This window comes from Arthrobacter sp. 9AX (assembly GCF_902506095.1).
In the GTDB taxonomy this organism is placed as follows: Bacteria; Actinomycetota; Actinomycetes; order Actinomycetales; family Micrococcaceae; genus Arthrobacter.
Genome location: NZ_LR733293.1, coordinates 2476186 through 2491332 on the forward strand (window position 1 = coordinate 2476186; position 15147 = coordinate 2491332).

A 15147-nucleotide genomic window follows, 5' to 3' on the forward strand; every position below is an offset into this window, starting at 1 on the left:
TGGACACGTCCAGGGGCGGCCGCCCTTGGACATGTCCTGAAACTACCCTTTGGTGCAGCTTGAATCAATGGATGCGCGGGAACGGCCGGCGGTCCGCAGGCCGTTTCCTATTCTCCGCGCAACCCGTCGAGGGTCCGCCGGGCGGCGTCCTGCAGGCCCTGCCGTTGGGGGCCGGCCGCGAGGATGTCCCGGCTGGAAGTTCCCAGGACCTGCGCATAGGCGTTGCCGAAGGTGGCGCGGAGGTGGGCCGGGGTGGCCCCCTGTGCTCCCAGGCCCGGTGCCAGGATAGGGCCGCGCATGGCGGCGAGGTCCACGTCGAGGTCCGAAAGGGCGGTCCCGACGGTAGCGCCGACAACAAGGCCAACGGAACCCAGGTCACCGGGATAGCGCCGGTTTTCCCCGCCCGCGGCCAGGGCGATCCGGCGCGCCACTGAATCGGCTCCCCCGACGTGCTGGACCGACGGGCCTTCGGGGTTGGAGGTCAGGGCGAGGACAAAAACACCGCGCCCGGTTTCGGCCGCAAGGTCCAGGGCAGGACGCAGAGATTCGAAGCCGAGGTAGGGGCTCAGGGTTACCGAGTCCGCGGCCAGCGGCGAACCGTCCCGGAGCCAGGCATCGGCGTAGGCCGCCATGGTGGATCCGATGTCCCCGCGCTTGGCGTCGGCGATGGTCAGGACTGACTCATCCCGGGCAACGGCCAGGACTTCCTCCAGGACAGCCATGCCGGCGGACCCGTGGCGCTCATACAGCGCCACCTGCGGCTTGACCGCGGCAGCGAGGGAAGCCACCGCGTCCAGGACGGTCAGGGAAAACGTGCGGAGGCTGTCGACGTCGTCCTTCAGGCCCCAGACGGACAGCAGGGACGGGTGCGGGTCAATGCCTACGCACAGCGGGCCGCGGGCGGCCATGGCGGCGCCGAGCCGGGAGCCGAAAGACTCCCGGCCGGCGGCGGCCGATACCTGCTCAGGCATGCTGCAGGGCCGCCTTCTGGGACTCGGCCAGGGCCGCGGCGTGCTCCTGCAGGCTGGTGACGGACCATTCGTAAGTCCGCATGGCCTCGATCGCCTGCACGGCGGCGTTGAACTCCGCCACCGTAGTGATGCAGGGAATCCCGATGGACGTCGCGGCGGCACGCAGTTCGTAGCCGTCGCTGCGTGCTTCCCCGCCGGACGGTGTGTTGAAGACCATGTCGATCTCGCCGGCGATGACGAGGTCGGCGATGGTGCCTTCGCCTTCAGCGCTGCTGCCCTCGGCCACCTTGCGCACCGGTGTGGCCTGGATGCCGTTGCGGCGCAGGACATCGGCGGTGCCGCCGGTGGAGACGATTTCGAAGCCCAGGTCCGAGAGCCGCTTGACGCCCATAATGACGGAGCGCTTGTCGCGGTTGGCCACGGAGACAAAGATCTTGCCTTCGGTGGGCAGGGCGTTGTTCGCGCCGGCCTGGCTCTTGGCGAAGGCGGTGTCAAAGTGCTTGTCGATGCCCATGACCTCACCGGTGGAACGCATCTCCGGTCCGAGCAGGGAGTCAACCACCTTGCCTTCGGGGGTGCGGAAACGGCTGAACGGCAGCACGGCTTCCTTGACGGCCACGGGGGCGTCCAGGGGAAGGGTGGAACCGTCACCGGTTTCCGGCAGCATCTTGTACGCGGTGCGGAGCTGGTTGATGGTCACCCCAGTGCCGATCAGGGCCGCGGCCTTGGCCATCTGGACGCCGGTGGCCTTGGAGACGAACGGCACGGTCCGGGACGCACGCGGGTTGGCTTCCAGGACGTACAGCACGTCGGAGGCCAGCGCGAACTGGATGTTGATCAGGCCGCGGACGCCCACGCCTTCGGCGATGGCACGGGTTGCGGTGCGCACCCGCTCCAGGACGTTGGTGCCCAGGGTGATGGGCGGCAGGACGCACGCAGAGTCGCCGGAGTGGATGCCGGCTTCCTCGATGTGCTCCATGATGCCGCCGAGGTACATGTCGGTGCCGTCGAAAAGGGCGTCGACGTCGATTTCGACGGCGTCCTCGAGGAAGCGGTCGATCAGCACCGGGTGGTCCGGGGTGATTTCCGTGGCGTTGGCGATGTAGCGGGACAGGTTGGGCTCGTCGTAGACGATCTCCATGCCGCGGCCGCCGAGCACGTAGGAAGGACGGACGAGGACCGGGTAGCCGATCTCGTCGGCGATCTTCTTGGCGTCCTCGAAGGAGACGGCGGTGCCGTTCTTCGGGGAAACGAGGCCGGCTTTGTCCAGGACGCGGGAGAACATGCCGCGGTGCTCGGCGAGGTCGATGGCTTCCGGTGAAGTGCCCAGGATGGGGACGCCGGCGTCGGCGAGCTGCTGCGCAAGCTTCAGCGGTGTCTGTCCGCCGAGCTGGACGAACACGCCCATGACACCGCCGGTGCGTTCTTCAGCCGCGATGACCTCCAGCACGTCCTCCAGCGTCAGTGGCTCGAAGTACAGGCGGGTGGAGACGTCGTAGTCGGTGGAGACGGTCTCCGGGTTGCAGTTGACCATCACCGTCTCGTAGCCGGCCTTGCGCAGCGCCATTGAGGCGTGGACGCAGGAGTAGTCGAATTCGATGCCCTGGCCGATGCGGTTGGGACCGGAGCCGAGGATCAGGACGGAGGGCTTGGAGTGCAGCGCAACCTCGTCCTCCTCGTCGTAGGCCGAGTAGTGGTACGGGGTGTAAGCGGCGAATTCCGCGGCGCAGGTGTCCACGGTCTTGTAGACGGGGCGGATGCCCAGCGCCTGGCGGACGCCACGGACCACGGCCTCGGAGTTGTGCGTGAGGGCGCCGATCTGCTCGTCCGAGAAGCCGTGCCGCTTGGCCCGCTTCAGCATGTCGGCAGTGAGCGCACCGGCCTGGCGGATTTCGCGGGAGATCTCGTTGAGGAGCTCGAGCTGGTCCAGGAACCACGGGTCAATCTTGGTGGCCTCGAAAAGCTGCTCCACGGTGGCGCCGCCCAGGAGGGCGCGCTGGACCTGGTGCAGGCGCTCGGTGGTGGGGCGCTTGGCCTTTTCGATGAGCTCGGCGACTTCCCACTCAGGGACGCTGCTGAAGTCCAGCTGCGAGCCCTTCTGCTCCAGCGACCGCAGCGCCTTCTGCAGGGCTTCGGTGAAGTTGCGGCCCATGGCCATGGCCTCTCCCACCGACTTCATGGTGGTGGTGAGGGTGTTGTCCGCTGCCGGGAACTTCTCGAACGCGAAGCGCGGCACCTTGACCACTACGTAGTCGAGGGTGGGTTCGAAGGACGCCGGGGTCTTCTGCGTGATGTCGTTGGGGATCTCGTCCAGGGTGTAGCCCAGGGAGAGCTTGGTGGCGATCTTGGCGATGGCGAAGCCTGTGGCCTTGGACGCCAGCGCCGAGGAACGGGACACGCGCGGGTTCATTTCGATGACCACGACGCGGCCTGTGGCGGGGTCGATGGCGAACTGGATGTTGCAGCCGCCGGTGTCCACGCCCACTTCACGGATGACGGCGATGGAGATGTCGCGCAGCCGCTGGTATTCGCGGTCCGTGAGGGTGAGGGCCGGTGCCACCGTGATGGAGTCGCCGGTGTGGACGCCTACGGGGTCGAAGTTCTCGATGGAGCAAACCACCACGACGTTGTCGTTTTTGTCGCGCATCATCTCGAGCTCGTATTCCTTCCAGCCGAGGATGCTCTCTTCGAGCAGCACCTCGCTGGTGGGGCTGTACTGCAGGCCCTGGCCCACGATGCGGCGGAGGTCGTCCTCGTTGTAGGCGAGGCCCGAGCCGAGGCCGCCCATGGTGAAGGACGGGCGGACCACCATGGGGTAGCCGAGGTCGTCGGCGGCTTTGAGGGCCTCGTCCATGGTGTGGATGATGTGGCTGCGGGCGGACTCGGCGCCGCAGCGTTCTACAACGCCCTTGAACTTCTCACGGTCCTCGCCGAGTTCGATGGCGGCGATGTTGGCGCCGATGAGCTCTACGTTGTACTTCTCCAGCACACCGTTCTTGTCCAGGGCGATGGCCGTGTTCAGGGCAGTCTGGCCGCCCAGGGTGGGCAGCACGGCGTCCGGGCGTTCCTTGGCGATGATCTTCTCCACCACCTCAGGGGTGATGGGTTCGACGTACGTGGCGTCGGCGAACTCCGGATCGGTCATGATGGTGGCCGGGTTCGAGTTCACGAGGATGACGCGCAGGCCTTCCTCCTTGAGGACGCGCAGGGCCTGCGTGCCGGAGTAGTCGAATTCGGCGGCCTGGCCGATGACGATCGGGCCGGAACCAATGACGAGGACGCTCTTGAGATCGGTACGTTTCGGCATTACTTCTTGTCCTCAGTCTTGTTGTCGTTCTTGTGGTCAGCGCCGGCGGGGTGTGCCGAGTCCACGGGATCCTTGGACTCGTTGGCGGTCTTCCCGTCCCGGGTCCCTTCCATCAGGTCGATGAAGCGGTCAAACAGGTAGGCCGCGTCGTGCGGTCCGGCCGCGGCTTCCGGGTGGTACTGGACGGAGAAGGCGGGAATGTCCAGGCAGGCGAGGCCTTCCACGACGTCGTCGTTGAGGCTGACGTGGCTGACCTCGACGCGGCCGTACCGTGCCTCCGGAGCCTGGGTGGCGCCGTCGAGCGGTGCATCCACGGCGAAGCCGTGGTTCTGCGAGGTGATTTCCACCTTGCCGGTGCGGCGGTCCATCACGGGCTGGTTGATCCCGCGGTGGCCGTAGCGCAGCTTGTAGGTGCCAAAGCCGAGGGCCCGGCCCAGGATCTGGTTGCCGAAGCAGATGCCGAAGTAGGGCAGCTTCTCGTCCAGGACGGAACGGAGGAGCTTGACCTGGACGTCGGCGGTGGCGGGGTCGCCGGGGCCGTTGGACATAAAGAAGCCGTCCGGGTTGACGGCCTTGACGTCCGCGAGGGTGGCGGTGGCGGGCAGCACGTGGACGCGGACACCGCGCTCGGCGAACCGGACGGGGGTCATGGCCTTGATGCCAAGGTCGATCGCGGCGATGCTGAACCGGGGGTCGCCGTCCCAGCCGTGGTCCTTCGGCTCGACGACGTAAGCCTCGTCAACGCTGACTTCCTCAGCCAGCCGGGCGCCTTCCATGGGTGCGCTGGCCAGCACGGCGTCGACCAGTTCCTTGTCCGTGGCCTGGGCGGCAACACCTGAGAAAATACCGGCGCGCATGGTTTTGTGTTCGCGCAGGTGACGGGTGATGGCTCGGGTGTCCACGCCCTGAATTCCCACGATGCCCTGTGCCACGAGTTCCTCGTCCAGCGAACGCTCGGACCGCCAGTTGGACGGGCGGCGGGCGGCGTCGCGCACGATGTAGCCGGCCACCCAGATGCGGCGGGACTCGGCGTCGTCATTGTTGACGCCGGTGTTGCCGATGTGCGGCGCGGTCTGCACCACCAGCTGGCGGGCGTAGGAGGGGTCCGTGATGGTTTCCTGGTAGCCGGTCATGCCGGTGGCGAAGACGGCCTCGCCCAGGGCGGTCCCGGTGGCGCCGTAGCTGCTGCCGCGGAAGATGCGGCCGTCTTCGAGGACCAGCGCAGCGGGAGCTGCTGCAGGAGCGGAAACTGGGGCGGATACTGCGGTGTTTGTTGTCACTTGCTTACTTTCCACTAGTGGCATCAGCCGCGGGGGCCGAAGAAATCAATTCCTGAAGTGCTGCGAAAAGCACGTTCCTGTCCTCTGCGCGTCGGGGCCGGAAGCCGGTATCCAGCTCGTGGCTGCCGTGCGTCCATGCGAGGACCAGGAGGCCGTCCTTTTCCACGAACTTGCCGGCCATACCGCTGTCCAGCCGAACCCCGGTAAGGGTTGCCGCCGGAATGTACAGCGCCGGCGCTCCGGCCCGGTCAAAGAGGACACCGTGCGGGTAGACCTCCAGGGTGGCATTGGTCCGGATGCCCAGCCCGTGCACGGCGATCCGGTCCAGCCAGTCACCGCCGGTGGTGGACGCGACGTACTGTCCCTGGGCGCCGGCGAGCGGCTCCCCCGGCGCGTCGGGCACCAAAGGCAACTGTTCGACGTCGGCCTGGCGCCGAAGGCGGTTCCGCCAGCCCAGGCCGATAAGGACAAAGGCGACGGCGATGAGCGCCAGAGTGAGGACCAGCGAGAGCAGCCGGGTGTCCATCAGGCGGCGCCCACGGAGGCCGAGTGCGGGTAGGGCGTGTTGAGCGAGCCGTCCAGGACGGTGGGGTGTCCCTTGAAGAACGTGGCCACCACCTTGCCTGGCAGTTCCATTCCCTTGAACGGCGAGTTCCGCCCCATGGTGGCCATCTTTGCCGGCTCGACGGTCCAGCGCGCGGCGGGGTCCACCAGGATGACGTTCGCTGGCTCCCCTGCTTCGAGCGGCCGGCCTTGGTCCTCGAGGCGGCCGATCCTGGCCGCAGCTGATGAAGTCACCCGGGCGAAGTCGGCCCAGGTGATGAGGCCGGTTTCGATCATGGTGTGCTGCACCACGGACAACGCCGTTTCCAGCCCGGTCATGCCCATGGCGGCCTGCGCCCACTCGCATTCCTTGTGCTCGCTGGGGTGCGGTGCGTGGTCGGTCCCGACGACGTCGATGGTTCCGTCGGCGAGGCCGGCGCGGAGGGCCTGGACGTCGGCGTCGGTGCGCAGCGGCGGGTTGACCTTGTACACGGGGTCGTAGCTCCGGACCAGGTCATCGGTCAGCAGCAGGTGGTGCGGGGTGACCTCCGCCGTGACGTTGATGCCGCGCTGCTTGGCCCAGCGGATGATTTCCACCGAGCCCGCGGTGGAGACGTGGCAGACGTGCAGGCGGGAGCCAACATGCTGGGCCAGGAGGACGTCGCGGGCGATGATGCTTTCCTCGGCCACGGCCGGCCAGCCGGTGAGCCCCAGGACAGCGGACACCTCGCCCTCGTTCATCTGGGCGCCGGCGGTGAGGCGCGGTTCCTGCGCGTGCTGGGCCACCACGCCGTCGAACGCCTTGACGTACTCCAGTGCACGGCGCATGAGGACGGGATCGTGGACGCAGATGCCGTCGTCGGAGAACATCCGGACCCGGGCACGGGAATCGGCCATGGCGCCGAGTTCCGCGAGCTGCCCGCCGGCCAGGCCCACGGTGACCGCGCCCACCGGGCGCACGTCCACCCAGCCGGCTGCCTGTCCCAGGCTGTAGACCTGCTCCACCACTCCGGCGGTATCGGCTACGGGGGTGCTGTTGGCCATGGCGTGGACGGCGGTGTACCCGCCCAGGGCGGCGGCCCGGGTGCCGGTCTCTACGGTTTCGGCGTCCTCGCGGCCCGGTTCGCGGAGGTGGGTGTGGACGTCCACCATGCCGGGCAGCGCCACGAGGCCGGCGGCGTCGATGAGGGTGGCCCCGTCGGCGGTCAGGTCCTTGCCGGTTTCGGCGATGACGCCGTCGCGGATCAGGAGGTCCGCCGGGCCGCCGCCCAGGATTGAGGCGCCGCGGATCAGATAGGTTCCGGTGTTGCCTGCCATCAGTTGCTCTCCTTGGTGGATGGGGTGCCGGCGTACGCCAGGGCGGGGGCGGCTGGTTCGCGGGTGTCCCCGGAAAGCAGCAGGTACAGGGCGGCCATCCGCACGGACACGCCGTTGCGGACCTGGGCCAGGACGGTGGAGCGGGGGGAATCGGCGGCGGCAGCAGAGATCTCCAGGCCCCGGTTCATGGGCCCCGGATGCATGATGATGGTGTCCTTCATGCCCAGCGCATCCAGGGCACGCAGCCGGTTGTCATCGAAGCCCCACCGGCGCGAGTATTCGCGGGTGCTGGGGAAGAAGGACGCGTTCATGCGTTCACCCTGTACGCGGAGCATCATTACGGCGTCCACGCCCTGCTCAAGCGTCTGGTCCATGTTGTAGCTGACGCTGCAGGGCCACTTTTCGACGCCGATCGGCAGCAGGGTGGGCGGCGCCACCAGGGTGACTTCCGCCCCGAGGGTGCGCAGCAGCCAGACGTTGGAGCGGGCCACGCGGGAGTGCAGGACGTCACCGGCGATGGCCACCCGCATCCCTTTGAGGTCTGCGCCTTCGGAGCCGGTGCCGGCCAGGCGGGCCCAGTGCCGGCGCATGGTGAAGGCGTCCAGCAGCGCCTGGGTGGGGTGTTCGTGGGTGCCGTCGCCGGCATTGATGACACTGGCGTCGATCCAGTCGGTCGCGGCGAGCCGGTGTGGTGCCCCCGAGGCCCAGTGCCGGATCACGACGGCGTCCGCGCCCATGGCGGACAGTGTCTGGGCTGTGTCCTTGAGGGACTCCCCCTTGGAGACCGAGGAGCCCTTCGCGGCGAAGTTGATGACGTCCGCGGACAGCCGCTTTGCAGCGGCTTCGAAGGAGATGCGCGTGCGGGTGGAGTCCTCGAAGAAGAGGTTCACCACGGTGCGGCCGCGCAGTGCAGGCAGTTTCTTCACCTCGCGGTCTCCGACGGCGGCCATTTCCTCGGCGGTGTCGAGGATGCGGATGGCGTTGGCCAGGCTGAGGTCTTCTGTGGAGAGGAGGTGTTTCACGAGCGGCCCTCGATCACTACTTCGTTGACGGGGGTGCCGCCGGGGGCGGTGTCGGTTTCCTCGAGCCGGACGCGGACTTTCTCCGCCGAGGAGGTGGGCAGGTTCTTGCCTACATGGTCGGCCCGGATGGGAAGCTCGCGGTGGCCGCGGTCGATCAGCACGGCGAGCCTGACGATGCGGGGCCGGCCCAGGTCCACGAGGGCATCCAGGGCGGCGCGGATGGTGCGGCCCGAGTACAGGACGTCGTCGATGAGGACCACCACTTTGTTGTCGATGCCCGTGCGGGGCAGCTTGGTGGGGTACGGCGGGCGGGTGCCTTGGTGCGAGAGGTCGTCGCGGAACATGGTGACGTCAAGTTGGCCGACGATGGCCGCGGCGTCCACGCCGGGATCAGCGGCGGCGATCTTTTCGGCAAGCCGGGCGGCCAGCGGATAACCGCGGCGCGGAATGCCGAGCAGGACGAGGTCCTGGGAGCCTTTGTTGGCCTCGAGGATCTCATGGGCGATACGAGTGAGGGCCCGGTCAATGTCCGCCTGGCTGAGGACAACCCTGGCTGGAACCGGTGCGCTGGTGACAGAAGTCAACGCTCGTCTCCCCTTTCCCCGCCTCACAGGACGGAATTAAAAAAGGATCATGTGCGTTTCAAAATTACCACACGGCCATGCCGGGACCGTTCCCGGATGGACGCGGTGATGGTCACACTGCCCCGGGCCGCGGCAGCCGCATTCCGTTGCCGCCGTGTCCTTTTGTCCGCCGCCGGAAGCCGCCTAGGCTAGCCGGTATGTCGATGCATCCCCGCTACCCTGCGTCCGGGCCGCCCGAAGATCCGTTCCGGGGAGCGGGCGCCCCGCTCCCGCGGGAAGCGAACCCCAGCTGGATGGGGCATGTGGACGCGGCGAACTACCGTTCCGCTCCGGGGCACCAGGGCCGGCCGGTGGATGGCCTCGTGCCGCCGCAGGGGCCCACGGTGCGCGCCGGCCGGGCCCGCAGCGGGAGCCTGGTGGCGCTGACCATCGGCGGCAGCACCCTGGCCTTCCTCAGCCTGTTCCTGGTGGTGCCGTTCCTGTTGTCGAACACGGGAACAGCGGGTTTCCTGATAGGTTTCCTGGCTTCATTGGTCCCCCTGTCCGTGGTCCTGCTGGCGGTCTACCTGATTGACAAATGGGAACCGGAGCCCAAGCGGCTCCTCTTCTTCGCCTTCACGTGGGGCGCCGCGGTATCGATCGCCGCCACCCTTCTGATCCAGCCGTTTTTTGTCCTGGGTTTCCGGTTTTCCGATGAGGCGGACCTGCAGACCTTTATGGCCACGGTCCAGGCGCCGATCGTGGAGGAATTCGCCAAATCCCTGGGGTTGCTGCTCCTGCTGCTGTTGGCGAGGCGGCACTTTGACGGTCCGGTTGACGGGGTGGTGTTCGCGTTCACCATCGCCGGCGGCTTCGCCTTCACCGAGAACATCCTCTACTTCGGCCGGGCCATCGCGGAGTCCGCGGATCCGGCCGGCGACTTCGCCCAGGTTTTCTTCCTCCGAGGGGTGATGTCACCCTTCGCCCACGCGATCTTCACCGGCACCACCGGGCTGATCATGGGCTTCGCGGCCAGACGGGGAGGTACCGGCGCGGCGGTGGCGGCCTTCATCCTGGGGCTGCTGCCGGCCATGTTCCTGCACAACCGCTGGAACAGCATGGGCCAGGGGTTCCTGCTGGACTACATCGTTGTCCAGGTTCCCATCTTCGTCCTCGCCGTGGGCGGCATCATTATTCTGCGGGTCGCGGAGAAGCGGTTGACCCGCCAGCGGCTGCTCGAATACTCCGCCGCCGGCTGGTTCACTCCCGCCGAGGTGGAACTGCTCGCGACGCTGGGCGGCAGGCGGACCGCGCTGAACTGGGCCGGCAGCTATGGCAGGAAGCGGCAGATGAAGGAATTCGTCAGGGCCGCGACGCAGCTGGCCAACACGCGGCAGCGCATCCTCAGCGGCAGGGACGTGCAGTTGCACCAGGCTGAGGAGCGGCAGCAGCTGCAGCGCATCCTGGCCCTGCGGGCCGCCGTCGCGCACTAATCTCCCAAGCCCGGCAGAAGCCTTGGCGCCGCAGGAACTCCCTTAACCACAGAAGGACCGGCCCCTTTACAGGGCCGGTCCTTCCTGCGCTGCCGCGGTCAGGCGAGCAGCGAGGGCTTCAGCTGCTGCAGGCGGCCCAGGAGGCCGTTGATGAACTGCGGCGATTCGTCGGTGGACAGTGTCTTGGCAAGGGCCACGGCTTCACTTACCGCTACGCCGTCCGGGACGTCGTCGTTGTACAGGAGTTCCCAGGTGCCGATGCGGAGGATGATGCGGTCAACTGACGGCATCCGCTCAAGGCTCCAGCCCTGAGAGTACGTTTCGAGGAACTCGTCGATGGCGACCTGCTGGGACAGCACACCTTCGACAATTTCCAGGGTGTACGGGTTGATGATCTGGTCGGTCTTCTCCCGGCGCGCCCGGAGCACGTCGAAGGCCGAAACCGAGCGCTGCTCAGCTTCGAAGAGAACATCCAGGGCCCTGTTACGGGCTTTACCGCGGGCGCTCACTACTCGGTGACCCGGCCGAGGTAGCTGCCGTCGCGGGTGTCCACCTTGACCTTGGTGTTGTTCTCGATGAACAGCGGGACCTGGATTTCGTAGCCGGTTTCCAGGGTTGCGGGCTTGGTGCCGGCGGAGGAGCGGTCGCCCTGCAGGCCCGGCTCGGTGTAGGTGATTTCGAGGACGACGCTGGGCGGCAGTTCGATGTACAGCGGGTTGCCCTCGTGGATGGCGATGTTGACCATCTGGTTCTCGAGCATGAAGTTGGTGGCGTCGCCCACCGTTGCACCGGAAACGGTGATCTGGTCGTAGTCGGAGGTGTCCATGAACACGAAGTCCGCGCCGTCCTGGTACAGGTACTGGTAGTCGCGGCGGTCCACGGTGGCGGTTTCGATCTTGAGTCCGGCGTTGAACGTCTTGTCCACGACCTTGCCGGACATCACGTTGCGCATCTTGGTGCGTACGAAGGCGCCACCCTTGCCCGGCTTGACGTGCTGGAATTCAATAATGTTCCAGAGCTGGCCCTCAAGCTTCAGGACCGTTCCGTTCTTGATGTCGTTAGTGGTTGCCACTGGTATCCTCTGGTTTCTCTGTCTGGTCGCCTTCTCAGACGCTGTATGCCGGGCAGGCAGGCCAGGCGGCGTGCCAGCACGTATTTGTCAAAAATCGGGGTTCGAAAAAATCCAAAGACCATTCTACCGGTAATTCGGGGGTGCCCCCTGTCGGGTACCCGGAGTGGGTGCGCTGTACGGTGTCAGCAGGCCAAATCGAGTACGTCCCGTGCGCGCTGCAGGGCCACCGTGGAAGAGTAGATCAGGGCAGCGTCCGCGGACTCGGCCACGCCCAGATCCAGTGCGCGTGCGAAAGATTCAACGGCTGCGGAGGTCTGTCCGGCGCTGTATTGGGTCTTGCCCAGGAACTGCAGGACCAGCGCCTCGCGGGGTGTTCCCTGGACTTCGGCGAGCAGCTGCCGGAAGAGTTCCACGGCCCGGTCCAGGCGGTTGGATACCCGGAGCACTTCGGCCTCGAAGGCCCGGAGCCTGAAGGACTCGGGGTCCTTGAAGCGGGCTTCGGCCAGCAGTTCAGCAGCCTCGGCGGCGTGGCCCTCCACCAGCAGCACAAAAATGTGGTCCGCGGGATCGGTGGACACCGCAAGCGCCTCCCGGCAGGTGTCCTCGTTCACGATCTCCGGCAGCAGGGATTCCGGGTTGATGCGGATCCCGGGGAACCCGGCTTCCGGCCAGTCGGCGGTGCCTTCCCTATCGCCGTGCATCAGGAAGCAATTTCCTGGTAGGCGGCGAACAGCAGCGATGTGTCCGGGACATCCAGGATGCCCGGCTTGGCCACGCCGTCAAGGACAACGAAGCGCAGGAGGTCGCCGCGGGACTTTTTGTCCCTGCGCATTCCGTCCAGCAGGCCCTGCCACCGGTCCTTCCGGTAGGTGACCGGAAGGCCCAGGCTCTCCAGGATGCTGCGGTGCCGGTCGGCGTCGGTATCGCTAAGGCGGCCCACGCTGCGGGCCAGCTCGGCCGCGAACATCATGCCCACGGACACGGCCGCTCCGTGGCGCCAGGAGTAGCGTTCCACCAGTTCGATGGCGTGGCCCAGCGTGTGGCCGTAGTTCAGGATTTCGCGCAGGCCCGATTCCTTGAGGTCTTCGGAAACCACGTTGGCCTTGACGGCAATGGCCCGCTCGATCAGTTCGCGGAGAACGGCCGACCGGGGGTCCGCCACGGCCTCCGGGTCCTTTTCAACGAGGTCCAGGATGGCGGGGTCGGCGATGAAGCCGCATTTGATGACTTCGGCCATACCCGAGATGATCTCATTTTTGGGCAGGGTGTCCAAGGTGTCCAGGTCTGCCAGGACGGCGGCCGGCGGGTGGAAGGCGCCCACGAGGTTTTTGCCTTCCGCTGTGTTGATGCCGGTTTTTCCGCCCACGGAGGCGTCCACCATGCCGAGCAGGCTGGTGGGCATGTGGATGACCTTGACGCCGCGGAGCCAGGTGGCGGCCACGAAGCCGGCGAGGTCCGTGACAGCCCCTCCGCCGACGGCGACGATCGCGTCGGAGCGGGTGAAATCGTTCTGCCCCAGGACCTGCCAGCAGAAGGCGGCCACTTGGATGTGCTTGCCCTCTTCGGCATCGGGGATCTCGGCCGTCAGTGAGGTGAATCCTGCCGCCGCCAGCTCATCCCGGACGGTGTCCCCGGTGAGCCGCAGGGCGCGGGGGTGGATGACCAGCACCCTGCGGACCCGCTCACCGAGCAGGCCGGGGAGGTCGCCCAGCAGGCCGCGCCCCACCACGACGTCGTAGTTGTTAGCGGCGGATTCGCCGGTAACTTTGATGACTGTTGATTCGGCGCTCACTTTTCAACTTCCTGTTTGGCAGCTGCGTGGTCCCGCAGTGCTGCTTCCAGCCGGCGTCCCAGCTCGGAAATCGAGCCGTGGCGCACGTCCAAGGTGATATCTGCCAGCCGCTCATACACCGGTTTGCGGGTGGCGAACATGGCTGTCCAGCGCCCCATCGCGTCCCCCGCCAGCAGGGGCCGCGCCGAGTTCCGGGCGATGCGGCCGGCCACGGTTTCGGCGTCGCACTCGAGGTAGACCACGGTGCAGCGGCCGATGAGCTGCTGCGTGCCGGAGTCCAGTACGGCGCCGCCGCCGAGGGAAATGACGGTGCTGGTGCCTTCCGCCGCTTCCACGGCATCGGCCACTGTCCGCGCTTCGATCTCACGGAAAGCATGCTCACCACGGCCGGCGAAGATGTCGGCGATGGATCCGTGTGAGGCCACGATGACGGCGTCGGTATCCACGAACGGGGCACCGAGCTGCTGGGCAAGCTGCTGCCCGATGGCGGACTTGCCCACTGCCATGGGCCCGATGAGGACCACCGGACGGCCAGTGGACGCGGTTTTGTTGCGGTGCGGCACTTACTGGCCGATCGAGTCCAGGGACGCCGGAATGTTGTCCAGGTAACCCTTGATGTTCCGGGCGGTTTCCGCCACGGAGTCGCCGCCGAACTTTTCGGTGACGGCTTCGGCCAGGACCAGCGCCACCATGGCTTCAGCCACAACGCCGGCAGCCGGCACAGCACAGACGTCGGAGCGCTGGTGGTGGGCCTTTGCTGCTTCGCCGGTGCTGACGTCGATGGTCTTAAGTGCGCGGGGAACCGTAGCGATGGGCTTCATGGCAGCGCGGACGCGGAGCACGTCGCCAATGCTCATGCCGCCCTCGATGCCCCCCGCGCGGTTGCTGGTGCGCACGATCCGGCCGTCTGCGTCCTTGACGATTTCGTCGTGGGCGGCGGAGCCGCGGCGTGCGGCGGTGAGGAAGCCGTCGCCGACCTCGACTCCCTTGATGGCCTGGATGCCCATGAGTGCGGCGGCGAGCCTGCCGTCAAGCCGGCGGTCCCAGTGGACGTAGCTGCCCAGTCCCGGCGGGAGCCCGTAGGCGAGGACTTCCACCACGCCACCAAGGGTTTCGCCTTCCTTGTGGGCCGCATCCACCTCGGCCACCATGGCGTCAGAGGTTTCGCGGTCAAAGCAACGCAGCGGGTCTGAATCCAGGGCCAACACATCGGCGGGCACCGGCAGGGGGCGGCCTTCCGGGACGGTGACACTGGCGATGGACACGGTGTGGCTGACGAGTTCAATGCCGAGTTGCTTCAGGAACTGTGCAGCCACGGTGCCCAGGGCCACGCGGGTGGCGGTTTCGCGGGCGCTGGCGCGTTCCAGGACGGGACGGGCCTCGTCGAATCCGTACTTCTGCATGCCGGTGAAGTCGGCGTGGCCCGGGCGGGGGCGCGTCAAGGGCGCATTCCGCGCCTGGTCGGCCAGGATCTCAGGATCCACTGGATCGGAAGCCATGATCTGCTCCCACTTGGGCCATTCGGTGTTGCCCACCTGGATGGCCACGGGGCCGCCCTGCGTGAGGCCGTGCCGGACACCGCCCAGGATGGTCACGACGTCCTGTTCAAACTTCATGCGTGCGCCGCGCCCGTAACCGAGCCGGCGGCGGGCCAGTGAATCGGCGATGTTCCCGCTGGTGATTTCAACACCGGCGGGCACCCCTTCAATAATTCCCATCAGAGCCGGACCATGGGATTCACCGGCAGTCAACCAACGCAACATATTTTCCATCCTGCCACGTATGGC

The 15147-nt window shown here is 67.0% G+C and carries 14 protein-coding genes; 1 reads left to right on the forward strand and 13 read right to left on the reverse strand.

The features are described from left to right. Positions 1 to 107 precede the first annotated feature (107 nt). The 7 genes from pyrF to pyrR are packed head-to-tail and all read right to left on the reverse strand — an operon-like array spanning position 108 to position 9024. Positions 108 to 971, reverse strand: coding sequence for an orotidine-5'-phosphate decarboxylase (pyrF, locus tag BACI348_RS11350; protein ID WP_159825886.1), 864 nt, complete (start codon positions 969 to 971; stop codon positions 108 to 110). After that, on the reverse strand, positions 964 to 4278 hold the full coding sequence (carB, locus tag BACI348_RS11355; RefSeq protein ID WP_159825898.1) for a carbamoyl-phosphate synthase large subunit: 3315 nt from the start codon (positions 4276 to 4278) through the stop codon (positions 964 to 966). Before carB ends, pyrF begins: the two co-directional genes overlap by 8 nt. Continuing rightward, positions 4278 to 5582 (reverse strand): glutamine-hydrolyzing carbamoyl-phosphate synthase small subunit, encoded by a 1305-nt coding sequence (gene carA / locus BACI348_RS11360; protein ID WP_159825908.1) that lies wholly within the window; start codon positions 5580 to 5582, stop codon positions 4278 to 4280. The genes carB and carA overlap by 1 nt, the downstream gene beginning before the upstream one ends. Beyond that, complete coding sequence (locus tag BACI348_RS11365) at positions 5563 to 6084, reverse strand: PH-like domain-containing protein (RefSeq protein ID WP_159825910.1); 522 nt, start codon at positions 6082 to 6084, stop codon at positions 5563 to 5565. Before BACI348_RS11365 ends, carA begins: the two co-directional genes overlap by 20 nt. After that, positions 6084 to 7418 carry a dihydroorotase gene (locus tag BACI348_RS11370; protein WP_159825912.1) on the reverse strand — a complete coding sequence of 445 codons (1335 nt, stop codon included), beginning with the start codon at positions 7416 to 7418 and terminating at the stop codon, positions 6084 to 6086. The genes BACI348_RS11365 and BACI348_RS11370 overlap by 1 nt, the downstream gene beginning before the upstream one ends. Beyond that, positions 7418 to 8440: an aspartate carbamoyltransferase catalytic subunit gene (locus tag BACI348_RS11375; RefSeq protein WP_159825914.1), complete on the reverse strand. Its 1023-nt coding sequence runs from the start codon at positions 8438 to 8440 to the stop codon at positions 7418 to 7420. The genes BACI348_RS11370 and BACI348_RS11375 overlap by 1 nt, the downstream gene beginning before the upstream one ends. After that, positions 8437 to 9024, reverse strand: a complete 588-nt coding sequence (gene pyrR, locus BACI348_RS11380) for a bifunctional pyr operon transcriptional regulator/uracil phosphoribosyltransferase PyrR (protein ID WP_159825916.1) — start codon at positions 9022 to 9024, stop codon at positions 8437 to 8439. Before pyrR ends, BACI348_RS11375 begins: the two co-directional genes overlap by 4 nt. Positions 9025 to 9221: 197 nt before the next feature. Here pyrR and BACI348_RS11385 point away from each other — a divergent pair, with 197 nt between their 5' ends. After that, positions 9222 to 10496, forward strand: a complete 1275-nt coding sequence (locus tag BACI348_RS11385) for a PrsW family intramembrane metalloprotease (RefSeq protein ID WP_159825918.1) — start codon at positions 9222 to 9224, stop codon at positions 10494 to 10496. 98 nt (positions 10497 to 10594) lie between these two features. Here the strand turns inward: BACI348_RS11385 and nusB are convergent, their stop codons facing one another. The 6 genes from nusB to aroC all read right to left on the reverse strand — a co-directional run bounded on the left by nusB (position 10595) and on the right by aroC (position 15123). Next, positions 10595 to 11005: a transcription antitermination factor NusB gene (gene nusB / locus BACI348_RS11390; RefSeq protein WP_142059321.1), complete on the reverse strand. Its 411-nt coding sequence runs from the start codon at positions 11003 to 11005 to the stop codon at positions 10595 to 10597. Further along, positions 11005 to 11568, reverse strand: a complete 564-nt coding sequence (efp, locus tag BACI348_RS11395) for an elongation factor P (RefSeq protein WP_066276200.1) — start codon at positions 11566 to 11568, stop codon at positions 11005 to 11007. Before efp ends, nusB begins: the two co-directional genes overlap by 1 nt. A gap of 182 nt (positions 11569 to 11750) precedes the next feature. Next, entirely contained in the window at positions 11751 to 12269 is a 519-nt protein-coding gene (locus BACI348_RS11400) for a tetratricopeptide repeat protein (protein WP_159825920.1), read from the reverse strand. Further along, positions 12269 to 13360, reverse strand: a complete 1092-nt coding sequence (gene aroB, locus BACI348_RS11405) for a 3-dehydroquinate synthase (RefSeq protein ID WP_159825922.1) — start codon at positions 13358 to 13360, stop codon at positions 12269 to 12271. The genes BACI348_RS11400 and aroB overlap by 1 nt, the downstream gene beginning before the upstream one ends. Next, positions 13357 to 13866: a shikimate kinase gene (locus BACI348_RS11410; RefSeq protein WP_201298508.1), complete on the reverse strand. Its 510-nt coding sequence runs from the start codon at positions 13864 to 13866 to the stop codon at positions 13357 to 13359. Before BACI348_RS11410 ends, aroB begins: the two co-directional genes overlap by 4 nt. Positions 13867 to 13923: 57 nt before the next feature. Continuing rightward, the gene (aroC, locus tag BACI348_RS11415; RefSeq protein ID WP_159825926.1) at positions 13924 to 15123 is read right to left on the reverse strand and encodes a chorismate synthase; all 1200 of its coding nucleotides are present in this window, start codon (positions 15121 to 15123) and stop codon (positions 13924 to 13926) included. Positions 15124 to 15147 lie beyond the last annotated feature (24 nt).

What these genes read in the sequence shown, in the direction of transcription:
- pyrF (WP_159825886.1), bottom strand. Translation starts at nt 971, where the DNA reads ATGCCTGAGCAGGTATCGGCCGCCGCCGGCCGGGAGTCTTTCGGCTCC.
- carB (WP_159825898.1), bottom strand. Translation starts at nt 4,278, where the DNA reads ATGCCGAAACGTACCGATCTCAAGAGCGTCCTCGTCATTGGTTCCGGC.
- carA (WP_159825908.1), bottom strand. Translation starts at nt 5,582, where the DNA reads ATGCCACTAGTGGAAAGTAAGCAAGTGACAACAAACACCGCAGTATCC.
- BACI348_RS11365 (WP_159825910.1), bottom strand. Translation starts at nt 6,084, where the DNA reads ATGGACACCCGGCTGCTCTCGCTGGTCCTCACTCTGGCGCTCATCGCC.
- BACI348_RS11370 (WP_159825912.1), bottom strand. Translation starts at nt 7,418, where the DNA reads ATGGCAGGCAACACCGGAACCTATCTGATCCGCGGCGCCTCAATCCTG.
- BACI348_RS11385 (WP_159825918.1), top strand. Translation starts at nt 9,222, where the DNA reads ATGTCGATGCATCCCCGCTACCCTGCGTCCGGGCCGCCCGAAGATCCG.
- BACI348_RS11400 (WP_159825920.1), bottom strand. Translation starts at nt 12,269, where the DNA reads ATGCACGGCGATAGGGAAGGCACCGCCGACTGGCCGGAAGCCGGGTTC.
- BACI348_RS11410 (WP_201298508.1), bottom strand. Translation starts at nt 13,866, where the DNA reads ATGGCAGTGGGCAAGTCCGCCATCGGGCAGCAGCTTGCCCAGCAGCTC.
- aroC (WP_159825926.1), bottom strand. Translation starts at nt 15,123, where the DNA reads ATGTTGCGTTGGTTGACTGCCGGTGAATCCCATGGTCCGGCTCTGATG.